16 protein-coding genes are annotated in these 18074 nt (G+C 45.1%); 3 read left to right on the forward strand and 13 right to left on the reverse strand.

What is annotated here, in order from left to right:
- Window positions 1-228 precede the first annotated feature (228 nt).
- Window positions 229-1020 carry a hypothetical protein gene (locus A8L45_RS15170; RefSeq protein WP_068903750.1) on the reverse strand — a complete coding sequence of 264 codons (792 nt, stop codon included), beginning with the start codon at window positions 1018-1020 and terminating at the stop codon, window positions 229-231.
- Between the two features lie 261 nt (window positions 1021-1281).
- Between A8L45_RS15170 and A8L45_RS15175 the strand changes: the two genes are divergently transcribed.
- On the forward strand, window positions 1282-1605 hold the full coding sequence (locus A8L45_RS15175; protein WP_068903752.1) for an HI1450 family dsDNA-mimic protein: 324 nt from the start codon (window positions 1282-1284) through the stop codon (window positions 1603-1605).
- A gap of 57 nt (window positions 1606-1662) precedes the next feature.
- On the opposite strand, the gene A8L45_RS15180 is transcribed toward A8L45_RS15175, so the two are convergent.
- The 10 genes from A8L45_RS15180 to A8L45_RS15225 form a co-directional block, all read right to left on the reverse strand.
- The gene (locus tag A8L45_RS15180; RefSeq protein WP_068903754.1) at window positions 1663-3048 is read right to left on the reverse strand and encodes a peptide MFS transporter; all 1386 of its coding nucleotides are present in this window, start codon (window positions 3046-3048) and stop codon (window positions 1663-1665) included.
- Between the two features lie 162 nt (window positions 3049-3210).
- A complete protein-coding gene (emrD, locus tag A8L45_RS15185; protein ID WP_068903757.1) occupies window positions 3211-4413 on the reverse strand; it encodes a multidrug efflux MFS transporter EmrD in 1203 nt (400 codons plus the stop codon).
- A gap of 377 nt (window positions 4414-4790) precedes the next feature.
- Window positions 4791-6239 (reverse strand): methyl-accepting chemotaxis protein, encoded by a 1449-nt coding sequence (locus A8L45_RS15190; protein ID WP_068903759.1) that lies wholly within the window; start codon window positions 6237-6239, stop codon window positions 4791-4793.
- Between the two features lie 23 nt (window positions 6240-6262).
- On the reverse strand, window positions 6263-6385 hold the full coding sequence (locus tag A8L45_RS25525) for a hypothetical protein (RefSeq protein WP_281181524.1): 123 nt from the start codon (window positions 6383-6385) through the stop codon (window positions 6263-6265).
- 88 nt (window positions 6386-6473) lie between these two features.
- Window positions 6474-6941 carry an SCO family protein gene (locus A8L45_RS15195; protein ID WP_068903762.1) on the reverse strand — a complete coding sequence of 156 codons (468 nt, stop codon included), beginning with the start codon at window positions 6939-6941 and terminating at the stop codon, window positions 6474-6476.
- Between the two features lie 625 nt (window positions 6942-7566).
- The gene (locus A8L45_RS25530; RefSeq protein WP_068903764.1) at window positions 7567-8046 is read right to left on the reverse strand and encodes a pilus assembly FimT family protein; all 480 of its coding nucleotides are present in this window, start codon (window positions 8044-8046) and stop codon (window positions 7567-7569) included.
- 116 nt (window positions 8047-8162) lie between these two features.
- Window positions 8163-10439 (reverse strand): Fe(2+) transporter permease subunit FeoB, encoded by a 2277-nt coding sequence (gene feoB, locus A8L45_RS15205; protein ID WP_068903766.1) that lies wholly within the window; start codon window positions 10437-10439, stop codon window positions 8163-8165.
- 300 nt (window positions 10440-10739) lie between these two features.
- On the reverse strand, window positions 10740-11339 hold the full coding sequence (locus A8L45_RS15215; protein ID WP_068903770.1) for a GTP cyclohydrolase II: 600 nt from the start codon (window positions 11337-11339) through the stop codon (window positions 10740-10742).
- 170 nt (window positions 11340-11509) lie between these two features.
- Entirely contained in the window at window positions 11510-12067 is a 558-nt protein-coding gene (locus A8L45_RS15220; RefSeq protein WP_068903772.1) for a sugar O-acetyltransferase, read from the reverse strand.
- Window positions 12064-13317, reverse strand: coding sequence for a patatin-like phospholipase family protein (locus A8L45_RS15225; protein WP_245680739.1), 1254 nt, complete (start codon window positions 13315-13317; stop codon window positions 12064-12066). Before A8L45_RS15225 ends, A8L45_RS15220 begins: the two co-directional genes overlap by 4 nt.
- Before the next feature lie 650 nt (window positions 13318-13967).
- On the opposite strand from A8L45_RS15225, the gene A8L45_RS15230 reads away from it, so the two are divergent.
- Window positions 13968-14498: a hypothetical protein gene (locus A8L45_RS15230; RefSeq protein WP_068903776.1), complete on the forward strand. Its 531-nt coding sequence runs from the start codon at window positions 13968-13970 to the stop codon at window positions 14496-14498.
- 155 nt (window positions 14499-14653) lie between these two features.
- Window positions 14654-16309: a pyridoxal-dependent aspartate 1-decarboxylase PanP gene (panP, locus tag A8L45_RS15235; protein ID WP_068903779.1), complete on the forward strand. Its 1656-nt coding sequence runs from the start codon at window positions 14654-14656 to the stop codon at window positions 16307-16309.
- A 138-nt stretch (window positions 16310-16447) separates the two neighbouring features.
- Here panP and A8L45_RS15240 read toward each other — a convergent pair whose 3' ends face one another.
- Window positions 16448-17194: a glutamine amidotransferase-related protein gene (locus tag A8L45_RS15240; protein ID WP_245680740.1), complete on the reverse strand. Its 747-nt coding sequence runs from the start codon at window positions 17192-17194 to the stop codon at window positions 16448-16450.
- A 101-nt stretch (window positions 17195-17295) separates the two neighbouring features.
- Window positions 17296-18074: iron-containing alcohol dehydrogenase (locus tag A8L45_RS15245; protein WP_068903781.1), on the reverse strand; the 779-nt coding region annotated here is incomplete at its 5' end.

Raw genomic sequence — 18074 nt, forward strand, 5'->3', positions numbered from 1 at the left:
TCGGTGACTTGCAATATATTGCGAGGAAGTTGCGACTGAGATTAAATCAGTACCCTATCAAAGTAAACCATAATTAGTCATAAATTTTGAATAAAACACACAACATGGAGAAATTGACTAAATAATAAGCAAGTCATTCATCCTTCACTACAAGCTTAATGAGATCATAGAGATGAGTCCCTAATCAATCTGTATATCTATCAACCTCAAAGACTTCCTTTCATGCAATCAGCCTATTCTATTGTCGATTTTCTTATATTCCGACCGTATCCAATCGCCTAGATCATCGATTAATGTTACCACTGCCCGTTTGGCTACCCGCTTTCTTTCAACCAGAAAGAAAAGCCTCTCCATTTCTGTGCTTTTGTCTGGGTAGTGCTTTAGGAACCTTACAGAACATCCTTTTAATGCGTGTTCCCACACTTTTTCCTTGTGAGCAACAAGACCAAAAGCGGCTCGAATTAATAGCTCTGCAGCTTCTGACGCGGCATCTAATTGCTGTCCCCACTTGGTCGACTGAGCGACCTTACGTCGAAGGATTGACAACTGGCTGCACAATGAATTGTTCATCGCTTTGGCAACTTCCCAGCTCACCTCAAAATGACCAAACCCCTCAGCGAGGTTTTTCCCGGCAACACAGACAGCACAATGTTTGAGAAAGAATCCCCACCTAAAAATATTACTCAAATCAACAATGCGATTATGTGGAATACATTCAATATGCAGTTGCGTTATCTGCGGATAAGCGCGACAGTACTTATTCCTGACCGTGTTTAAGCCAACAAACTCTTGTGTACTAAGCTCTTGATGCACCACAGCAGTGAGCTTCATGACCGCCTTTTCACCCTCAACGCACCGCAAAGCAATATCACCTGACAAATACAGACTGTGAAGATTATCGCCGAGATACGCTTCGAGATACTGTATGGATGCCTTCACTGCTGAATCGAAGTTGCTCTGAAAAGGAGAACGATTATCTAACTCCGGCAGGTAGCCAGCTCTGGCTTTTGCTTTGTACAAATTTTTACTCCATTTATGGTCATACCAATATGCTCGCCTTACGTGATAGCAATGTTTTCATTGCGCTAAATTCGCGTCGACAACACACAAACACCAAGCGTTCAAAAGATAGCCAACCTAAAAAGTCGTAATGCGATTTACTTGGGTGAATCGCGCCATTCTGTTTTAATGACTCCAGACTATTTTAAATTAACAAAACGCATAAGTGGCGTGGATTCAACTAAAAATGGATCCTGAGTCAAGATTAACTGAGAGACCATAATGACAATTGAATTAGTCAGTATAGACGAGACGCTGGACAACGCTTTCGAGATATTTTATGAGATGGCTGAGGACAATCTCGACTACAACGATTTACTCGCGTACCGGGAATCATTTGATGAACAAGGTGCTGGTGTTGCCGTAGAGGCTGACAGCGACTGGGAACAACATGTGGGGTTTGATGTTGACCGCAGCGCATTTATCGAGGTTCGAATAGGATTAGTCGAAGGCGAGGAACTGAATGATGTGCTGGTCAGAATGTTGATCAGTCGGGACCCGGAAAAGAAATTCTGTCACCTGCTTTGGAAACGCGCTGACAGTTAGTGTGGTTCTATCATGATGAAAACTAAAAAAGGCAGCTAAGCTGCTTTTTTATTAAGGTTACGCTGTTGCCGTATTCAGCGTATTCGCCTTTTCGCTCTGGCCTTCTGCACCATGCATCCAGTAGATGAGACGGTTTGCAAATATCAATAGTAACAAGCCCGCGAGGAACGCAGTGATTGCGATACCTGCAAAAATAGCCAGTGGGCCTGCATTGCCAATGTGGCTACCAATAATGCCTGCCACATAGTTTGCTACTGCGTTGGCACAGAACCAAATCCCCATCATCACAGACGCAAGGCGGAGCGGTGCCAATTTCGTTATCAATGAAAGACCGATTGGCGATAGACATAACTCACCCAGCGTGTGGAAGAAGAATGCACCTACCAGCCACCACATTGACGTTTTAACGGCCATATCACCGCCCTGCTCCAATGCCGCACCAACCATACACAAGAAGCCCAGCGCAAGAAATACCAGCGCCATCGCAAATTTGACGGGTGAACTTGGCTCTGCTGCTCCCATGCGACGCCACATAACAGCCAGAACCGGAGCAAGCAAAATGATAAAGAACGGATTCAGAGACTGGAACCATGCTGCAGGAATCTCAAAACTGCCCAACATACGGTCAGTGTATTCTTGAGAATAGATATTCATCAGGCCACCAGCTTGCTCAAAGCCAGCCCAGAAAACGATAACAAACAGACTCATGATCAAAATAACCTTCAGTCGATCACGCTCAATCTTTGTCAGCGGTTGCTTCTCTTTTTTACCCGTCACTCTGGCCTGACGTTTCGCTGCAGGCTCAATACCTATTTCGCCAAGCAGAGATCGAGCGAAGCCAAACTGAATCACCAGACTGAGAAGCATCCCTATGCCCCCGCAGACAAATCCAGCTTTCCAGCCAAACATTTCCGCCGCGAAGCCAGATATGACAGCCGCCATCAGTGAACCAAGGTTAATGCCCATATAGAAAATGGTGAACGCACCGTCGCGTCGGTTATCACCATCTTCATAAAGCTCACCGACCATAGTAGAGATATTTGGCTTAAAGAGACCGTTACCCGCAATGAGCAACGCCAGTCCAGCATAGAATGAGAAAAGGTTCATATCGCCAACAATGCTCTCAGGCATCGCAAGCGTAAACTGACCGGCCGCCATCAGGGCACCACCAATCATAATTGAACGGCGTTGGCCGAGGAAATTGTCGGCAATATAACCACCAAATACAGGCGTAAGATAAACGAGCCCGGTATAGATACCGTAGAGATTGAGGGCCTGCTCAGTGGTCCATCCGAGGCCACCGTTGATAGTCTGATCTGTCAAATACAGAACAAGAATGGCGCGCATGGAATAGTAGGAGAATCTTTCCCATAATTCGGTGCTGAACAGCAGGAAAAGACCTTTAGGATGCCCGAACCAGGTTTTCTGGGAGTTTGAGTGCATAAATTCGATACCACATATCAGTACAAATTGGCCGTCAGCGTCAACTGTTTGCTACTCCCTCAGCGACCAGTGTCGGCGAAACGGCTTTCAGACTGCACTAATGCGATAAACTTCGCAAATGTTTTGTAATCAAATGCGCGATTATTACACCAAATAGAGACATCAAGTGATAATTTCGAGATTTGACTCACTTTCATTGTTTCGGGTGAGAAGTAAGCTCGTGGCACTAATGAAACTCATTAACATCAGGATCATACCAAGATGAAGCTGGCTATCCGTCGACGCTAATGAAGCCAATAATGTGCATCCTCCTGCCACCAGGTTCTGCATCCCTCCCATCAACGCACCTGCAGTACCCGCATGGAATGGAAAAGGTTTTATCGCTGCTGTAGAGGCAGAGGGAAATAAAATACCTGCCCCGAGGAAATAGATAAACGCGCCGCCAATGAGTGATGACACAGTAACCATCCCTTCCAGACCGGGAACAGTTATCACCAACGCACCCAATATGGTCGCAACAACACCAAGGCGAAGAGTAAAGGGATTTGACACACGGGTTGCCAGTGGAGTCGATAGCCAAGAACCAAGTAAATATCCCGGTAGCGGCATCACAAACAACATACTGACTGTCGCTGCGTCTAAAGCGAGTGTTCCACCAAGTAAGACTCCTGCAGCGGCTTCAAACACAGCAACACCAGAGAAAGTTGCCACCAGACAAATCAGATGTCCTACAAACTGTCGATGACTAAAAACATACGTATAGCTTTTTAAAACAGGCGAAATTTGACGTGATTCTTTAGGCAGGGTCTCCTGAAAAGAAAACACGATAAACCCGGTTACGCTTAACGCCAGAATAAGCAGAAAAACATAGCTAGCCTGCCAAGGAAGGTATGTACTCAGAGTGCCACCAAGGACAGGTGCGAGAAGCGGGGAAAATATCAGTCCCATACTGGCTAAACTGTTTGCACGGTGTAATCTGTTACCAGAAAAACAATCGCGAGGAATGGTTCGGGCCATTGCACCACCGCAGCCAATACCCAACCCTTGAATGACGCTGGCAGCCAGAAATACAGCGAAGCTATCTGCCATTAAAGCCATACAGGTACCCAGCACATAGATAACCAACCCAGCAATAATAACAGGCTTTCGACCCACGCGGTCTGACAAAGGACCATAGAAAAACTGTGATAATCCATAAGGAATCAGATAACAGGCCATCACAGCCTGAAGATTTGCAGCAGACACAGCGAAACCCTCCGCCATCAGCGGTACCGAGGGTATATACATGGTTTGAGTCATCTGGCCGACAGCAGCAAGAATAATAATGGAGAACAGAACCTTTGGCAGCGCCATTGCCGAAGACATGACAAAATCCCCTAATGCAAAAAATATGAAAAATGATTTATGGAGAAAAACAAACTCTGGCTGTCTTAATGACTGATTTTTAGAAGTGAATTTGTTTTTTATCTTTTGATGCGGGGGATGTTAGAGGCAGTTCTAATAATGAACAACTGATTTCTCTCTTAAAATACACGATAAGAAATCATATTAACCATTAGAAAAACTAATGAATGTTTTGATATCATCAAATTGATTACATTGTGTGCGTCGAAATAGACTCGGCAGTGGAAAAAGTGTGAAGACGCAATTACCTTAATACGCAACCCCCTCAATGGGCATTATCTCAATTGGCAATACCCCAAGATAACCCTTCGTTCTATTCGACCATCACTTGATGGCTCTCATTGCCCTCTGACATTAAGAAGCCCCACTTTCAATTTTTCAGCTAGATTGTAAATGTTTTTTGCTCGCTCTGTGCCGACCTTTGCACCTGCCATCAATTCATCAGATATTGACTGAATCACTTTTGTATTTCGATCTAACTCTCTGGTTGAGGAACTTTGTAACTCGGATGATTCGGTTATCTGGCTTGCCATCTCAGACACCTCCCTCACTTTATGTAAGAGACTACTGAACATATCTGTCGTACTGGCAACATCGCTTCTGCCTTTTTCTGCTAAAGACTGACAACTGTCCATTGTTGATGCCGACTTGGCGATAGCCTGCCTAAGTGCTGATAAAATATCTGTGATCTCATGTGTCGATTGCTGAACCCTATGAGAGAGCTGCCTCACCTCATCGGCAACAACAGCAAATCCTCTGCCTGACTCTCCGGCCCTTGCGGCTTCAATCGCAGCGTTGAGTGCCAGAAGATTCGTTTGTTCTGCAATCGATTCGATGTTGTCGACAACATTAGTGATTTCCTCACTGCTTGTCTCAAGCTCTCGCATAAAGTTTGCTGAATTTTGGATCTCTTCAGTCAATCTATTAATTGATTGATTACTCGTTTTCGCGTTATTAAACCCTTGCTCACTGATTTCAACCATACTGGCTGCATGTTGTGCTGCGCTTCCAGCACTGGAGGAAATTTTGTCTGCCGCCTGAGAAAGCTCACCTACAGTATTGCTGGCTTGTTCAGCCTCATTTAACTGAATATCGGCCATTTCTGATCGTCGTTTGGCTGACGAAAGAATCTTGTGTGACTCATTGTCCAAATCTCTCATTAGCTCACTCAGTTCAGAAAACAAGCTGTTCAACTGTTGGAAAAGGGAGGTGACTTTATAAATTAACCCTGTTTTTGCCACCGCGAGATCACCAAGATCGGCATGCTGGGATGAGTCAGCCGCCTGATCAAGTCGTCCAGCCGCTGCATGCTCAACCGCAGAGACCACAATGCTATTTTGGACGAAACTGTTGTTGCCCTCGTAAATAAAATAACAGGCAATAACGAATGAGAGAACGGCCACAACGACGTGGAAAATGAGAGGTGATAATAGCCCGAGTGCTGTGTTTTCTCCCCAACTGAAGATAGTGACCGGATCACCAAATAGTGAAATGCCATAAAACTGACAATAGGTGAAGCTCAGATGATGAACCACTGTCGTCACCACTAATGTCAGTACTGGAACAATATCTCGATAGCGAATAAGTAGCGTGAAATTAACAAAAAATAGAAAGTGCCCTTCCCCTAGCCCCTCAGACTGCTGAACAGAAATAGCCAGCATAGCGGTCAAGATTGTTGCCAGTGTCATTCTGCAAAGCACTGTGCCTGCACACAGGGTTTTTACCGCCAGTGCGATCAGGAGTAACGCGCCCCCTCCGAAGAAGCCAAGCTCAAAACGGCTGTACATCAATGGCGTCAAAGTGCAGACAATCAGAAGTATGCGAAAATAGCCTTCACCATCACACTGTCTGTTTTTTCGAAGTCGTCTCGAAATTTTTGTTGTAGTGAATCAGATAGCGACTTGTTGTAGGCAATAAACAGACTCTTTAACATGACTTTTCCTCATGGCTCATTATCTGGCAGCGCAATCACACTCGCCCAAACGTTTATAACTTGATGTAATTAAGAGAATAAAAGGTTATTAATAAAGTTCTTCTAACAAATCGCGGGGGTCAAACGCGCCCGCCGGATAAGTTTTAACCCAGCTCCACTGACCAGACTGATCTTTTCGCAAAAAATACGTTTTACCCGCATGTGCTAATACAAAACCTTGCTCTCTAACCGGAATACCAAAAAGGCTGGCCAGTTCGTTTATTTCTGGAGTAGAAGGTTTGATACCACGAAAACTGGTGTGGAATTGTTTTGCATATTCATCAGCATCTTTCGGATGATTGTTTCGATCGATGTCGATGAACAAGACCTGAGGGCGACTGCTGCCAGAGGGCTGAGAGACAAACTGGCTCAACTTGGCCAGCGTTAGCGGACACACATCTGTACAACCACGAAAGCCAAAGAAAATAAAGGCAGTGTTTGACCCACTTGAATCAAGAAAGTCCAGACTAACTTCTTTACTGCTGCTGACAGGCAGGTATGACACCAATAAAATCATACTGAACGCCAGTATCAAGCAACATAAACCCAAACCTTGTCTCAACACTCAGATGAACCCGCTTGATGGCTAAAAAAGGATGATATTTTCTCGAACAAAAGTCGAACAACTCACACATTTGCTGTAAAAACGCTATTTCTAACGTGATGTCAGTAAAGATTAGTTAACCGTTTCAGGATCCGCAAAGATGAAGTGTTTACCCATTGTCTTTACTGTAAAAAACATAATTTCTTATGCTTACTGTATTCTTCGGGAGAGTAAAATCGGGGAACAAGAGGTTGCGATGTAGGAAGCGTTAACAAAAGATGAGGCTTGGCGAAGAATAAGCAGCATTATGTAACGTAAGTGGTTTGGCTGTTCACTTCACGTCTGACTAAAGATATTACAAAGATGATGAAGGAGCATCTGAACGTAAATCATTTTAACATTGAATTGTTTCGACACGAGATTGTTTAGATAGCGAATCGTTCGAGTGCCTTTTGCGGATGGCGCCAGTCTGACGGATAAAGCGAAGGCATCTAAAAGAATAACCCAAGGCGATTATTTATCTATCGTCATGACCTTGGGTTGTGAAACCTCCAGATGCCGTGTTGTTTAATAACTCACAGGCAAATATTGGTGTGTCTTACGGATCACAATCGACAATGTCTACCTTTGGCACTGCCCGACATTGTACTACATACTGCTCAGCCGTCAGCGGTGTGTAAACAACGCGACGTTTTGGGTTTGTGTCGGAGTAAAATTCAATATAGTCGGCACCTTTTTGCTCTACGCTCCAGTTTTCGAGACCTTCGATGTTTTTTGCCAACAGTTCCATTCCGTCACGACCCCATGGATAGCCGCAAGCCACAAAACCTTTTCTGCCACCTATCTTTACTTCATGGACTTCACTCCCAGCCTCTCCCTGAATAATCGCCTCGGCGTGTATCAAGCTAACCTCGTCCTTTACAGCAGCGGCTAAGCCCTCTAATGAGCCCTCATTGGCGTCTTTGGAAAGGTTTAGAAATTTTGGTACTGCTGTTACCGCCAGAATGCCAAGTAGGACGATGACAACAACCATTTCAATTAAGGTAAATCCAGCTTGCTTTGTTTCTACTTTGATCATGTTTACCCTCTAAATCATTTATCGCATACGGCCCCGGCGAGGCCGTATAAGTTAATGACTCAGCAGCCTGCTCCACGCATAAAAACAGGCAGCGTGGTTACCTTATTCTCAGATTGCTACTTCAGCAGAACGTCTTTTTCATCCCATCGACATTTAACCTGACGCATCACTACATAACTCACCAGTAATACAGAGAGGCTCGCTCCAATCCAGGCTGCATGCAGGGCGGGGTCATCTGTCAGATTTAATACTTGATAGGCCAGTGTTGAAAACACGACAGCCTGCAACATTGTCCAGCCACCGATAAAAGTCGCAAACTGGCGGCCAAATTCTCGGACATACGCGCCCATCGCAGCAACACATGGGGTATACAGCAGAATAAATACCAAATACGCGAAAGCAGACGATGGAGAAAACTTTTGCTGCAGCGCGGTAAACACGCCGGAGTCAACACCCTGATCGTTCATGACTCCTTGTTCGCTGGCATCTACTGACACCTTCAACGGATCGGTGAAATCCAGAGCAGCAATGTTATGCGGGATTGTCTGTAAGGCGCTCACCATTGTTGCCCAAAGGTCAAATGGCTCATCGGAATTTGAAGACTGGCTGTACAGGCTGTTAAGGGTTCCAACGACTGATTCTTTAGCAAAGATACCCGTGATAATACCAACCGTTGCCTGCCAGTTATCCTGCTCGATACCGATAGGTTTAAAAACAGGGGTGATAGTCTGAGCGGCTTTCGCTAAAACAGAGTCGCCGCTATCTTGGTGGCCGAAACTCCCATCAGTGCCAATGGATTGCGCAAAGCTCAGCAAAGTAACAACGACAACAATTGTCTTACCTGCACCCAACACAAAACGTTTGAGTTTATTCCAGGTTTTCAGCATTACATTTTTGACAGTTGGCATTTCATATTCAGGTATTTCCATGACCATACATTCGCTTTCCCCCGGATACAGGGTATTACGCAGCATCACACCCGTGATAATGGCGACTAAGATCCCCGCGAGATAGAGAATAAAAATGATGTTTTGTGCTGAAGCCTGAAAAAATGAAGCCGCGAACAGGGTGTATACCGGAAGACGCGCACCACAGGACATAAACGGCGCCATCGCGGCGGCGACTTTTCTCTCTCGTTCCTGTTCCAGTGTTCGTGTTGCCATAATTGCCGGAACATTGCAGCCAAATCCCAGTACCAGAGGTACAAATGCTTTTCCGGGCAATCCAATTTTCTGCATAACTCGGTCGAGTACAAAAGCTGCACGCGCCATGTAGCCGGAGCTCTCAAGTACAGACATAAACAAATAGAGGCAGGCAATGACAGGGATAAAGGTACTCACGGTTCGAATACCGCCACCAATGCCATCGGCAAGAAGTGTGACAAGCCACTGAGGTAAATGTCCGTCCATCAGCGCATGACCGCCGTTTACCAGCACACCACCTACTCCGATATCGAAAAAGTCAGTCAGCGCGTTGCCAAGGTTTAGTGACAACATAAACATCAGATACATCACACCGAGAAAAATCGGTAAACCAAGATAACGGTGCAAGACGACAGTATCGAGTGTATCGGTTAAACGCTGCCTGACCGTAACGACCTGTTGACGACAACGACAACAAATATCAGCAATCAGCGTATAACGGCTATTTGCCACCATTAAATCGGTATCAAGTTCCGCGCAATGCTTCGAAATCACCTGCTGTATTTTCATGAGTTCTTGCGCTGGGACAGACTTTGCGGCGAGCTGATCATCTGTTAAAAGACGGATTGCAGTCGCTATTCTGTATGGCGCTCTAACCGATGTGATCATCGGGGCAATTTCTTCAAGCACGCTGCCAATTTTTTCGCCGTAATCAAGCATCATTGGTTCAGGCTTATGAAGCCTTGACGCCTTTAATACACTATCCAGTTCTCCAGTGAGTTGGCTGACACTCTTGTCATCTGTTGCTGATACAGATAACACCGGACATCCCAAAAGCCGTGCGAGTTTCTGGGTATCTATCGTGACACCATGCCGCTCTAGAGCATCGATTTTATTCAGCACAACGACCATAGGATCGCCAAGCTCTCTGAGTTGCAGCGTAAGATAGAGACTGCGTTCAAGACTACTTGCATCAACAACATTCACGATCAAGTCAGCTGAACTTGAAAACAGAGCTTTTACGGCAACAGATTCATCAAGACTGTTGATATCGTCGGAATTATCGAGAGAATAAATACCGGGTAGATCGGTAATGTTGACCTCATGTTGACCCGAAGAATAACGACCCGTTTTCTTTTCAACGGTCACACCCGCCCAGTTACCAACTTGCTGTCTGGCACCTGTCAATTGATTAAATAACGTGGTTTTGCCGCTATTAGGATTGCCAACCGTAACGATATCTTTATTCACCTTTCACACCCTGAATGAGAATTAACTTGAGGACGCATAAAATATTGCACAATGTTTTATATTAGAAGTGATCTAGATCAAATATGACTAGTCGTTATCGTAAATATTTTTGTACATCTCTAATAAAAATATCTGAACGTTAATTCAGGTATTTCACGAAATGAAAATAACTTTTGTTTTTTCAGAAAGGTAGATGATGAGAGTGAAACACCCTCAGCCGGATAATAAAAAAGCAGCCCAGAGGCTGCTTTTCTTGTTAAATCAATAAGTGCATGGAGTGTGTTCTGCCGAACAAAAGAATCAATCAATACTTAGCTTGTGCTTACCGTGGGATATCTTGGCCTTCAAGTAATGTTTATTACCATCCTTGATATGCGCCTTGGTACCGATGACCTCCGCAAGAGTAATACCGTAACCCTGAATCTCACGAATCTTCTTCGGGTTGTTCGTGATAAGACGAATACTCTCAACACCCAGTGCCTTCAGCATATCAGCGGCATCTTCAAAGTTTCTCAAATCATCAGGGAAACCGAGATGGTTATTTGCCTCGTAAGTATTCATTCCCTGGCTCTGTAGTTCATAAGCATCCAGCTTGTTGTACAAACCGATACCACGTCCTTCTTGGCGAAGATAAAGTAATATTCCTCCTACCTCGCCCATTTTTTGGATAGTTTCTTCAAGCTGCTCTCCACAATCACAGCGTGAGGAGTGAAAGACATCGCCCGTTAAACATTCAGAATGCATGCGCACCAAAGGAGCAGATTGCTCTTTGTCAGCCTGCTTAAAAATCATGGCTATGTGCTCTTTTTCTGTTCCCAGGCCATCAAAAGAAAGAATCTCGGCAGGAATCTTACTTCCAACACCTACACGTAGATCTACCCGGGTTCTGATTTTCGCCATTGGCTTACTTCTCTCAGTATCAAATTCTTGCTTCGCTGATTTACAATGTCAGACGCTTTATGCAATTAAATTTTACAGGGTCATTAAAAGTAATTAACTGACTTTCAACGTTTAACAAAGTCTCTGCTTTGATGACGATATTATCAAATGTTGAGCCATGTCGCTATTTGTCAACGCAGCCGACCGATAACTTTCGCTGGATTACCAGACACGATATCGAAAGGGGCAACGTCGTCTTCAAGGACAGAACCAGAGTGAATCACAGCACCGGCACCGATCGCCGTTCCGGCTCTGATAATACAGCCACCATCAATTAGTACGTCATTACCTATCACTACAGGTAAAGCAATTTCCTGTTCTCCATTTTTAATTTCTGTTGGTAACAAACTTTGCGTCACCGTGTAAATTTTGACATCTGGTCCAATGCGCACATTGTTGCCTATCTGAATATGAGCACTATCTACCATCGAACAGTTCGAACCAATGATCACATTATCGCCCACATCCACGTTCATACCATACTGGCAATAAAACGGTGCTTCGATGACCAAATCCTGCCCTTTCGAGGCAAATAACTTTGTTAGCGCAATATCCTGTTGATCTAGATCAGCAGGGTCAAAAGTATTAAATGACTGGCAAAGTCTTTTCGCTGCATACCTGAACTGCGTTAGCTCTTCGTCTACCGGTCGATACGGCTGACCTTTCTGCATTTTTTCAAATTCAGTCAACGGGTATCTCCGAGGTAATTTTCCGGCAAATCGCATTTGCTGTCTTCGATACGACTCAGTTGATTGAGCCGATCTCCCTGAGAATGAAGAAATGTCATACCTGCCTTCAACCCGTCCTGGTAGTCGTGTTCAAGTTGAAAAGGCTTGCTCATCATTGCGCTGCTCTCCAGTGCATTTTCCGGCGATATTTCAATTATCTCAACACGTTTCGGTGGCTTAACCATAAAGGTAACGGCGTCCTGATAAGACTGATAATGCTTCACAAGCATGGCGATAGTATCTGCATTTAATTTACGTCCGCTCAATGCATGCAGACGATAAATCGTCTCTCGTTCCGACAAAGGTTTTTTATCTTTGTTCCCGAGTAAACTACTGACGATTGCCGAGCGAATTTTCGGCCACACAGAATCATCGTCATCATCAGTACTCTCTGTATACCTGTCAGTAACCTGACGAAAACGCTGGGCTAACTCCTTTTGCAGTGCATCCAGTTTTTCCAAACGTTCATCGAGATTAATTCTTTCGAGGTAAGAGGGAACACTATCCTCCACCCGGCTGATCAATGAATCAAAAAATCGGTTTTTAAGTAAGGATTTTTCAAAGGCCGTACTCTCCGTGCGAATCACAACAATGATATCTGCCCCACGACTAAATGCCTCCTTGACTGGGATAGAATCTCCCACACCTCCATCTACATAGCTGTGCGCGCCAATTTCAATCGGAGAGGGGTATAAAAGAGGTATGGCAGACGTTGCTTTCAACACTTGTTGCCAGTCTTCATTAAAGATTGGCAGATACTCCGGCCTGAGCGTGTCAGCAAAAGTGACTGCAGCCAGTGCTGTTTTACCGTTCCGCTCAACATGTTCGCAACCAGCATGAATATTTAACCCGTTAGGTTTATCCGGTAGTACCTGATCCATTGCCCAATCCAGTCCCATGAACTGTTGCTGGCGAGCGAAGTGAAACAGGTTAAAAAACTGCTCCTGCGTAGTAATGTCGCAGATAAAGTCATGAGCAAAGCGAGGCTGTCGGCAGAGGAACGCAGTAACGTTTAAGGCTCCCGCTGAGCTGCCTATGTACATTTCGAAGGGATCAAAACCCGCATCTAGAAAGGCATCTAAAACGCCAGCGGTGTAAATCCCACGCTGACCGCCTCCCTGAGTAACCAGTGCGATTTTCCTTTTACCACGAGGAAAGATGGGAGGATTTATATGATGAGTGAGGTATTGCTTTGTTTTTTGGTCTTTCACTGCGTCCTCTGCACTGAACCGGGGAGATACATAACAATTTTCAACCACTTCTGGCTATATTGCCAGCAGTGATAGCAAATGACACCCTCGGTTACAGCACAAAGATTAGTGATTATTCAATTAAGCATAAATGAGGCAACATGCTGCAAGCTGTAGCAAAGAACCCATAATGATCACACCCGATGCGAATGCATATCCCAGACACTCGTCCATGGTTACTCCTTTCATTTTCTCTTACCATTGTTAACGTTATTTCAATATCTGAAACAAATAGAAACAAGTCATGATTTTTGGAAAACAACGTGGATCGCTGGAATACATAAATATTGCGCAAATTATGTGATTTTAATCATCAAATGGTCGTCAAAAATAATAGCTAATACAGCAAAACCGCAGAGCAGACGGGAAATAATCCTACTAAGTTGCAAATGCTGAAAGTGCAAATGCTGAAAGACATGGCTTTCACATGGAAGATACCTAACATTTTTTCGGATTCACAATGGGGCATACAATATTTCTCACGCTTCCATGCGGTTTCGTTTTCTTTACAATCTAACCAGAGCTACCCTTTAGAGACTTCAGTAATCGTTAGCTGAACCGATAAAATCGCCGGCCCCCCTGAGTCGTGCGAAAATAAGAAGGATTCTGGAATGCGTCGCATAGCAATGCTCTTACTCTCTGGCATATTTTCTTGTTCCGCACACGCGGTGGATATTGCCAACATCGATAAACAGTGCGCCAAAAAAAATTATCTTGATTATGTCTCGGCTTCTATCCTCTGGTATGAAAATCTGGTGAACCTGACCGTAAACAAACATCCCCAGTTACAGGAAGTTGCCAATTGGTTCCTAGACGGACGCCGTAAACACTTCACGCTGAATGAGGTGGCCTTTAATTGGTACCTTGAAAACGATGAATCGCGACTTAACTTTAACAAGTCTGTTGAATCGTGGCTGACGCTGACTCAGGAAGATATCCGAAAACTGAGCCTCACAAGTACACCAATCTCGCCAGATGCGAAGGCTGTCTTTGATTTTCGTCAGGGAAAAGCACATGAAGGAAACTATGAATTACGAACAGCACTGGCGGATCTGTTAAGTAATCCGAAAGAAATAGAGAGACCACTGAGGGCTTACAACGATAGTATTGCGAAGATCACCAATCATAGTTGTCTGAAATAACATCAACAACCTGTTATAGATCACATTTTACATATCAGAGATAGCTTATCCGACAGTAAAGCAGGCTTTTAAGCCTGCTTTTGTCTTATCACTTTGCTATCTTTCCCGCCTTGTGAGCTTAAAAATTGCGCTTATTTGAATAAAGACTCTTACTGATGCATAAAGATAAAAAAACAGCTCAGGCCAGCCAACAAAGCATTGATCGAATATTCACGGTGCCGGAAGCGCCAGATTCGACGCTCGGTAGAATTGAACAGGCGATATCTCAGAACCTGAACCGATTCTTGCAGGAACATATTGCGGCGACTGACCGACCACTCAGTGAAGTTGAAAATGACTTTAGTCATGCTGAGGTGCCTGAAAAGCCGACGTTTGTTTCTGAACACACTGAATTTCTGCTCGATAAACTGGTCGCCCAGTCTGTTCATACCTCTTCACCAAGGTTCATTGGTCATATGACCTCTGCCCTGCCCTACTTTCTGATGCCACTCTCCAAGATCATGATTGCCCTCAATCAGAATACGGTGAAGATAGAAACTTCAAAGGCATTCACCCCCCTGGAGCGTCAGGTGCTGGGGATGCTGCATAACCTGGTCTACCGACGGGACGAGGTATTTTACCAATCCTGTATGCACAGTGCCGAGCATTCTCTCGGCTCGTTCTGCTCAGGCGGCACCGTTGCAAATATCACTGCGCTCTGGGTAGCACGAAACCAATTGTTACAGCCTCAGGGTAACTTTCGTGGCGTTGCTCAGGAAGGTTTGTTCCGGGCTATCAAGCACTATGGCTACGATGGCATCGCGGTTTTAGTCTCTGAACGTGGACACTATTCGCTGAAAAAAGCAGCCGATATTCTCGGCATTGGCCGTGAGTCACTGGTCTCTGTTGCAACAGACGAACACAATCGTATCGATATCAATGCGCTCAATGAGACGATTGCCCAACTGAAGCAAGACAATATCAAACCATTTGCTATCGTCGGGATTGCCGGTACCACTGAAACTGGCAACATCGATCCTCTTGACAAGCTGGCTGACATTGCCGAGCGCGAAGGCTGTCACTTTCATGTTGATGCTGCATGGGGTGGTGCAAGCCTGCTTTCAGATAATCAGCGGCCGAAAATGCGCGGTATTGAGCGTGCTGACTCTGTCACCATAGATGCACACAAACAACTCTATGTACCTATGGGTGCGGGTATGGTGCTGTTTAAAGACCCCACATTGGTATCCTCAATCGAGCATCATGCTGAATATATACTGCGTAAAGGTTCAAAGGACCTTGGCAGCCACACGCTTGAAGGCTCACGGGGCGGCATGGCAATGCTGGTATTCTCATGCCTCAATATTATTGGGCGTGAGGGCTACGAGCTACTCATTGACCAGAGCGTGGCGAAGGCCGAGTGTTTTGGCCAAATGATCACCGAGCACCCTGAATTTGAATTAGTCACTGAACCTGAGCTTTGTCTACTCACCTACCGCTATGTTCCAGTAACAGTGCAGCAAGCATTGGCAGTAGCAACAGAAGAACAAGTCGACCAACTGACAGACATGCTTAATGATCTGACCATTTCGATTCAAAAACGTCAGCGGGAAAGCGGACACTCATTTGTTTCACGCACCCGGCTTAATCCAGTCGCCTGGAAAGGAAGAACCACAACAGTGTTCCGTGTCGTTCTGGCAAATCCATTAACGACAGAAGAAATTCTCAGGGAAGTATTGGTTGAGCAAGCTGAGCTGGCAACTGAAAGTCAAATTGCCTACCCAACCTTGATGAATAAAGCAGAGGAAATACTAGCTCTGCAAACGGCATGAATTTTCACAAGTGCACGTCAGTATTTAATTTTAGCCTGAGCACTTTTTAAATCTCAAAATGAACAGCCCGTCAGCAAATAGCTTGCACGGGCTGAAGATTTTTTATCAAGGCAATATTCGCTAAACAATATATATCACCTAGCTTCCACCTCTGACTTTCTGACTGCTTTGCTTAAGAAAAGCCAGCAACCATTTAGTGACAACGTCACTATCTATTGGTAGGGAGAGAGATTGCTTTCCTGCCTCAATCACTGTGGCTGGAATACTGTCCTTTCGTTTATCCATCAAGGCCTCGGAATACGCAGGACTGAACTCAGGATGCCCCTGCACCGCCAGAAAGGTTTGCCCAACTTCGAACATAGCAATCGGACAGAAATCATTACCGTATAACAGCTGCGCCTCTTCAGGGATTTTTACAACCTGATCTTGATGGCTGACAATTAATGAATACGCGTTACCATCTGCTTCTTCGGTGACAGCAATCCAATCAGGTAACAAAGCCTGCTTATCCACTGTCACTACTCCCACACCCCAACCTCTCTCTGATTTTTTTACCGTTCCACCCAGCGCCTTTGCTATCATCTGATGACCAAAACATACCCCAACGGTGGTCTTTTTCTCCGTATATAATTGTCTGACAAAATCTTCAAAAGTACGGATCCAGTCCAACTCATCGTAGACGCTATACTTGCTCCCGGAGATCAGATAAGCATCACAATCATCTATATCAGAGGGGTACTCGCCATCCATCACCCGATAAGTCACCAGCTCAGTGTCAGGATCATTCCTAATCAAAATATCTCTGAACATATCAGGGTAATTATGATGTAGCGGCTGAAGCTCCGGCGCTACATCATCACACAGCAACAAACCAATCCGCATCATTTCTGCTCCATAGAACCAATGGCCCCGTATCGAACCAATAGTGCGTATATCTGCCGAAAAATCTATTTGAAATATCTTTGCGATTACGTCCTTTAAAGATCTTAGAGTCCCTTACCTTCCAGTGCCTTAAGGTATAACTGACTATATTGCGCTGCCGACAGTAATATCGGATTCCCCCCTGCGGAAGGATCAACCACGGACATCAGCCCAATACGAGATGCATCAGCATCATTAAGCCCAATCTCAGCCAGAGTGTGAGGGATAGCCAGTTCGACTCTCAACGCAAGTATCCAGTCAAGCACCGCATCCGTTCCTTTGTCACCAAAGCCGAGATAACGACCAAGACGCTGCATCTTTTCATCAATATGATGTCTGTTCTCTGCAATGACATAGGGCATAAGAATGGCGTTCAACATGCCATGGTGTTTATCATAAAGTGCACCAAGTGAGTGAGCCAGAGCATGCATCGCTCCTAATCCCTTTTGAAAGGCTGTTGCGCCCATGCTTGATGCCACCAGCATCTGCATTCTGCCGTTAATATTATCACCGTCTTGATAGACGACCGGGAGATAATCGCGAACCAGACGAATGCCTTCAATTGCGATGCCTTCTGCCATTGGGTGGTAGCCGGGGGCGCACAGGGCTTCCAGACTATGTGATAACGCATCCATACCCGTTGCCGCAGTTATATGTGGAGGCAACCCGATTGTCGTTCGGGGATCAAGAATTACCTGTACTGGCAGCATGTGAGGATGAAAAATAATTTTCTTTCGCCGGGCATCTTCATCGGTGATCACTGATGCCCGCCCAACCTCAGATCCCGTACCCGCCGTTGTCGGTATCGCAATGACTGGCGCGATTTTATCAACGTCGGCTCGGG

Source organism: Veronia pacifica (genome assembly GCF_001707825.1).
GTDB classification, from domain to species: Bacteria; Pseudomonadota; Gammaproteobacteria; order Enterobacterales; family Vibrionaceae; genus Veronia; species Veronia pacifica.

What these genes read in the sequence shown, in the direction of transcription:
- A8L45_RS15175 (WP_068903752.1), top strand. Translation starts at nt 1,282, where the DNA reads ATGACAATTGAATTAGTCAGTATAGACGAGACGCTGGACAACGCTTTC.
- A8L45_RS15180 (WP_068903754.1), bottom strand. Translation starts at nt 3,048, where the DNA reads ATGCACTCAAACTCCCAGAAAACCTGGTTCGGGCATCCTAAAGGTCTT.
- emrD (WP_068903757.1), bottom strand. Translation starts at nt 4,413, where the DNA reads ATGTCTTCGGCAATGGCGCTGCCAAAGGTTCTGTTCTCCATTATTATT.
- A8L45_RS15190 (WP_068903759.1), bottom strand. Translation starts at nt 6,239, where the DNA reads ATGTACAGCCGTTTTGAGCTTGGCTTCTTCGGAGGGGGCGCGTTACTC.
- A8L45_RS25525 (WP_281181524.1), bottom strand. Translation starts at nt 6,385, where the DNA reads ATGTTAAAGAGTCTGTTTATTGCCTACAACAAGTCGCTATCTGATTCA.
- A8L45_RS15195 (WP_068903762.1), bottom strand. Translation starts at nt 6,941, where the DNA reads ATGATTTTATTGGTGTCATACCTGCCTGTCAGCAGCAGTAAAGAAGTT.
- A8L45_RS25530 (WP_068903764.1), bottom strand. Translation starts at nt 8,046, where the DNA reads ATGATCAAAGTAGAAACAAAGCAAGCTGGATTTACCTTAATTGAAATG.
- A8L45_RS15215 (WP_068903770.1), bottom strand. Translation starts at nt 11,339, where the DNA reads ATGGCGAAAATCAGAACCCGGGTAGATCTACGTGTAGGTGTTGGAAGT.
- A8L45_RS15230 (WP_068903776.1), top strand. Translation starts at nt 13,968, where the DNA reads ATGCGTCGCATAGCAATGCTCTTACTCTCTGGCATATTTTCTTGTTCC.
- panP (WP_068903779.1), top strand. Translation starts at nt 14,654, where the DNA reads ATGCATAAAGATAAAAAAACAGCTCAGGCCAGCCAACAAAGCATTGAT.
- A8L45_RS15240 (WP_245680740.1), bottom strand. Translation starts at nt 17,194, where the DNA reads ATGATGCGGATTGGTTTGTTGCTGTGTGATGATGTAGCGCCGGAGCTT.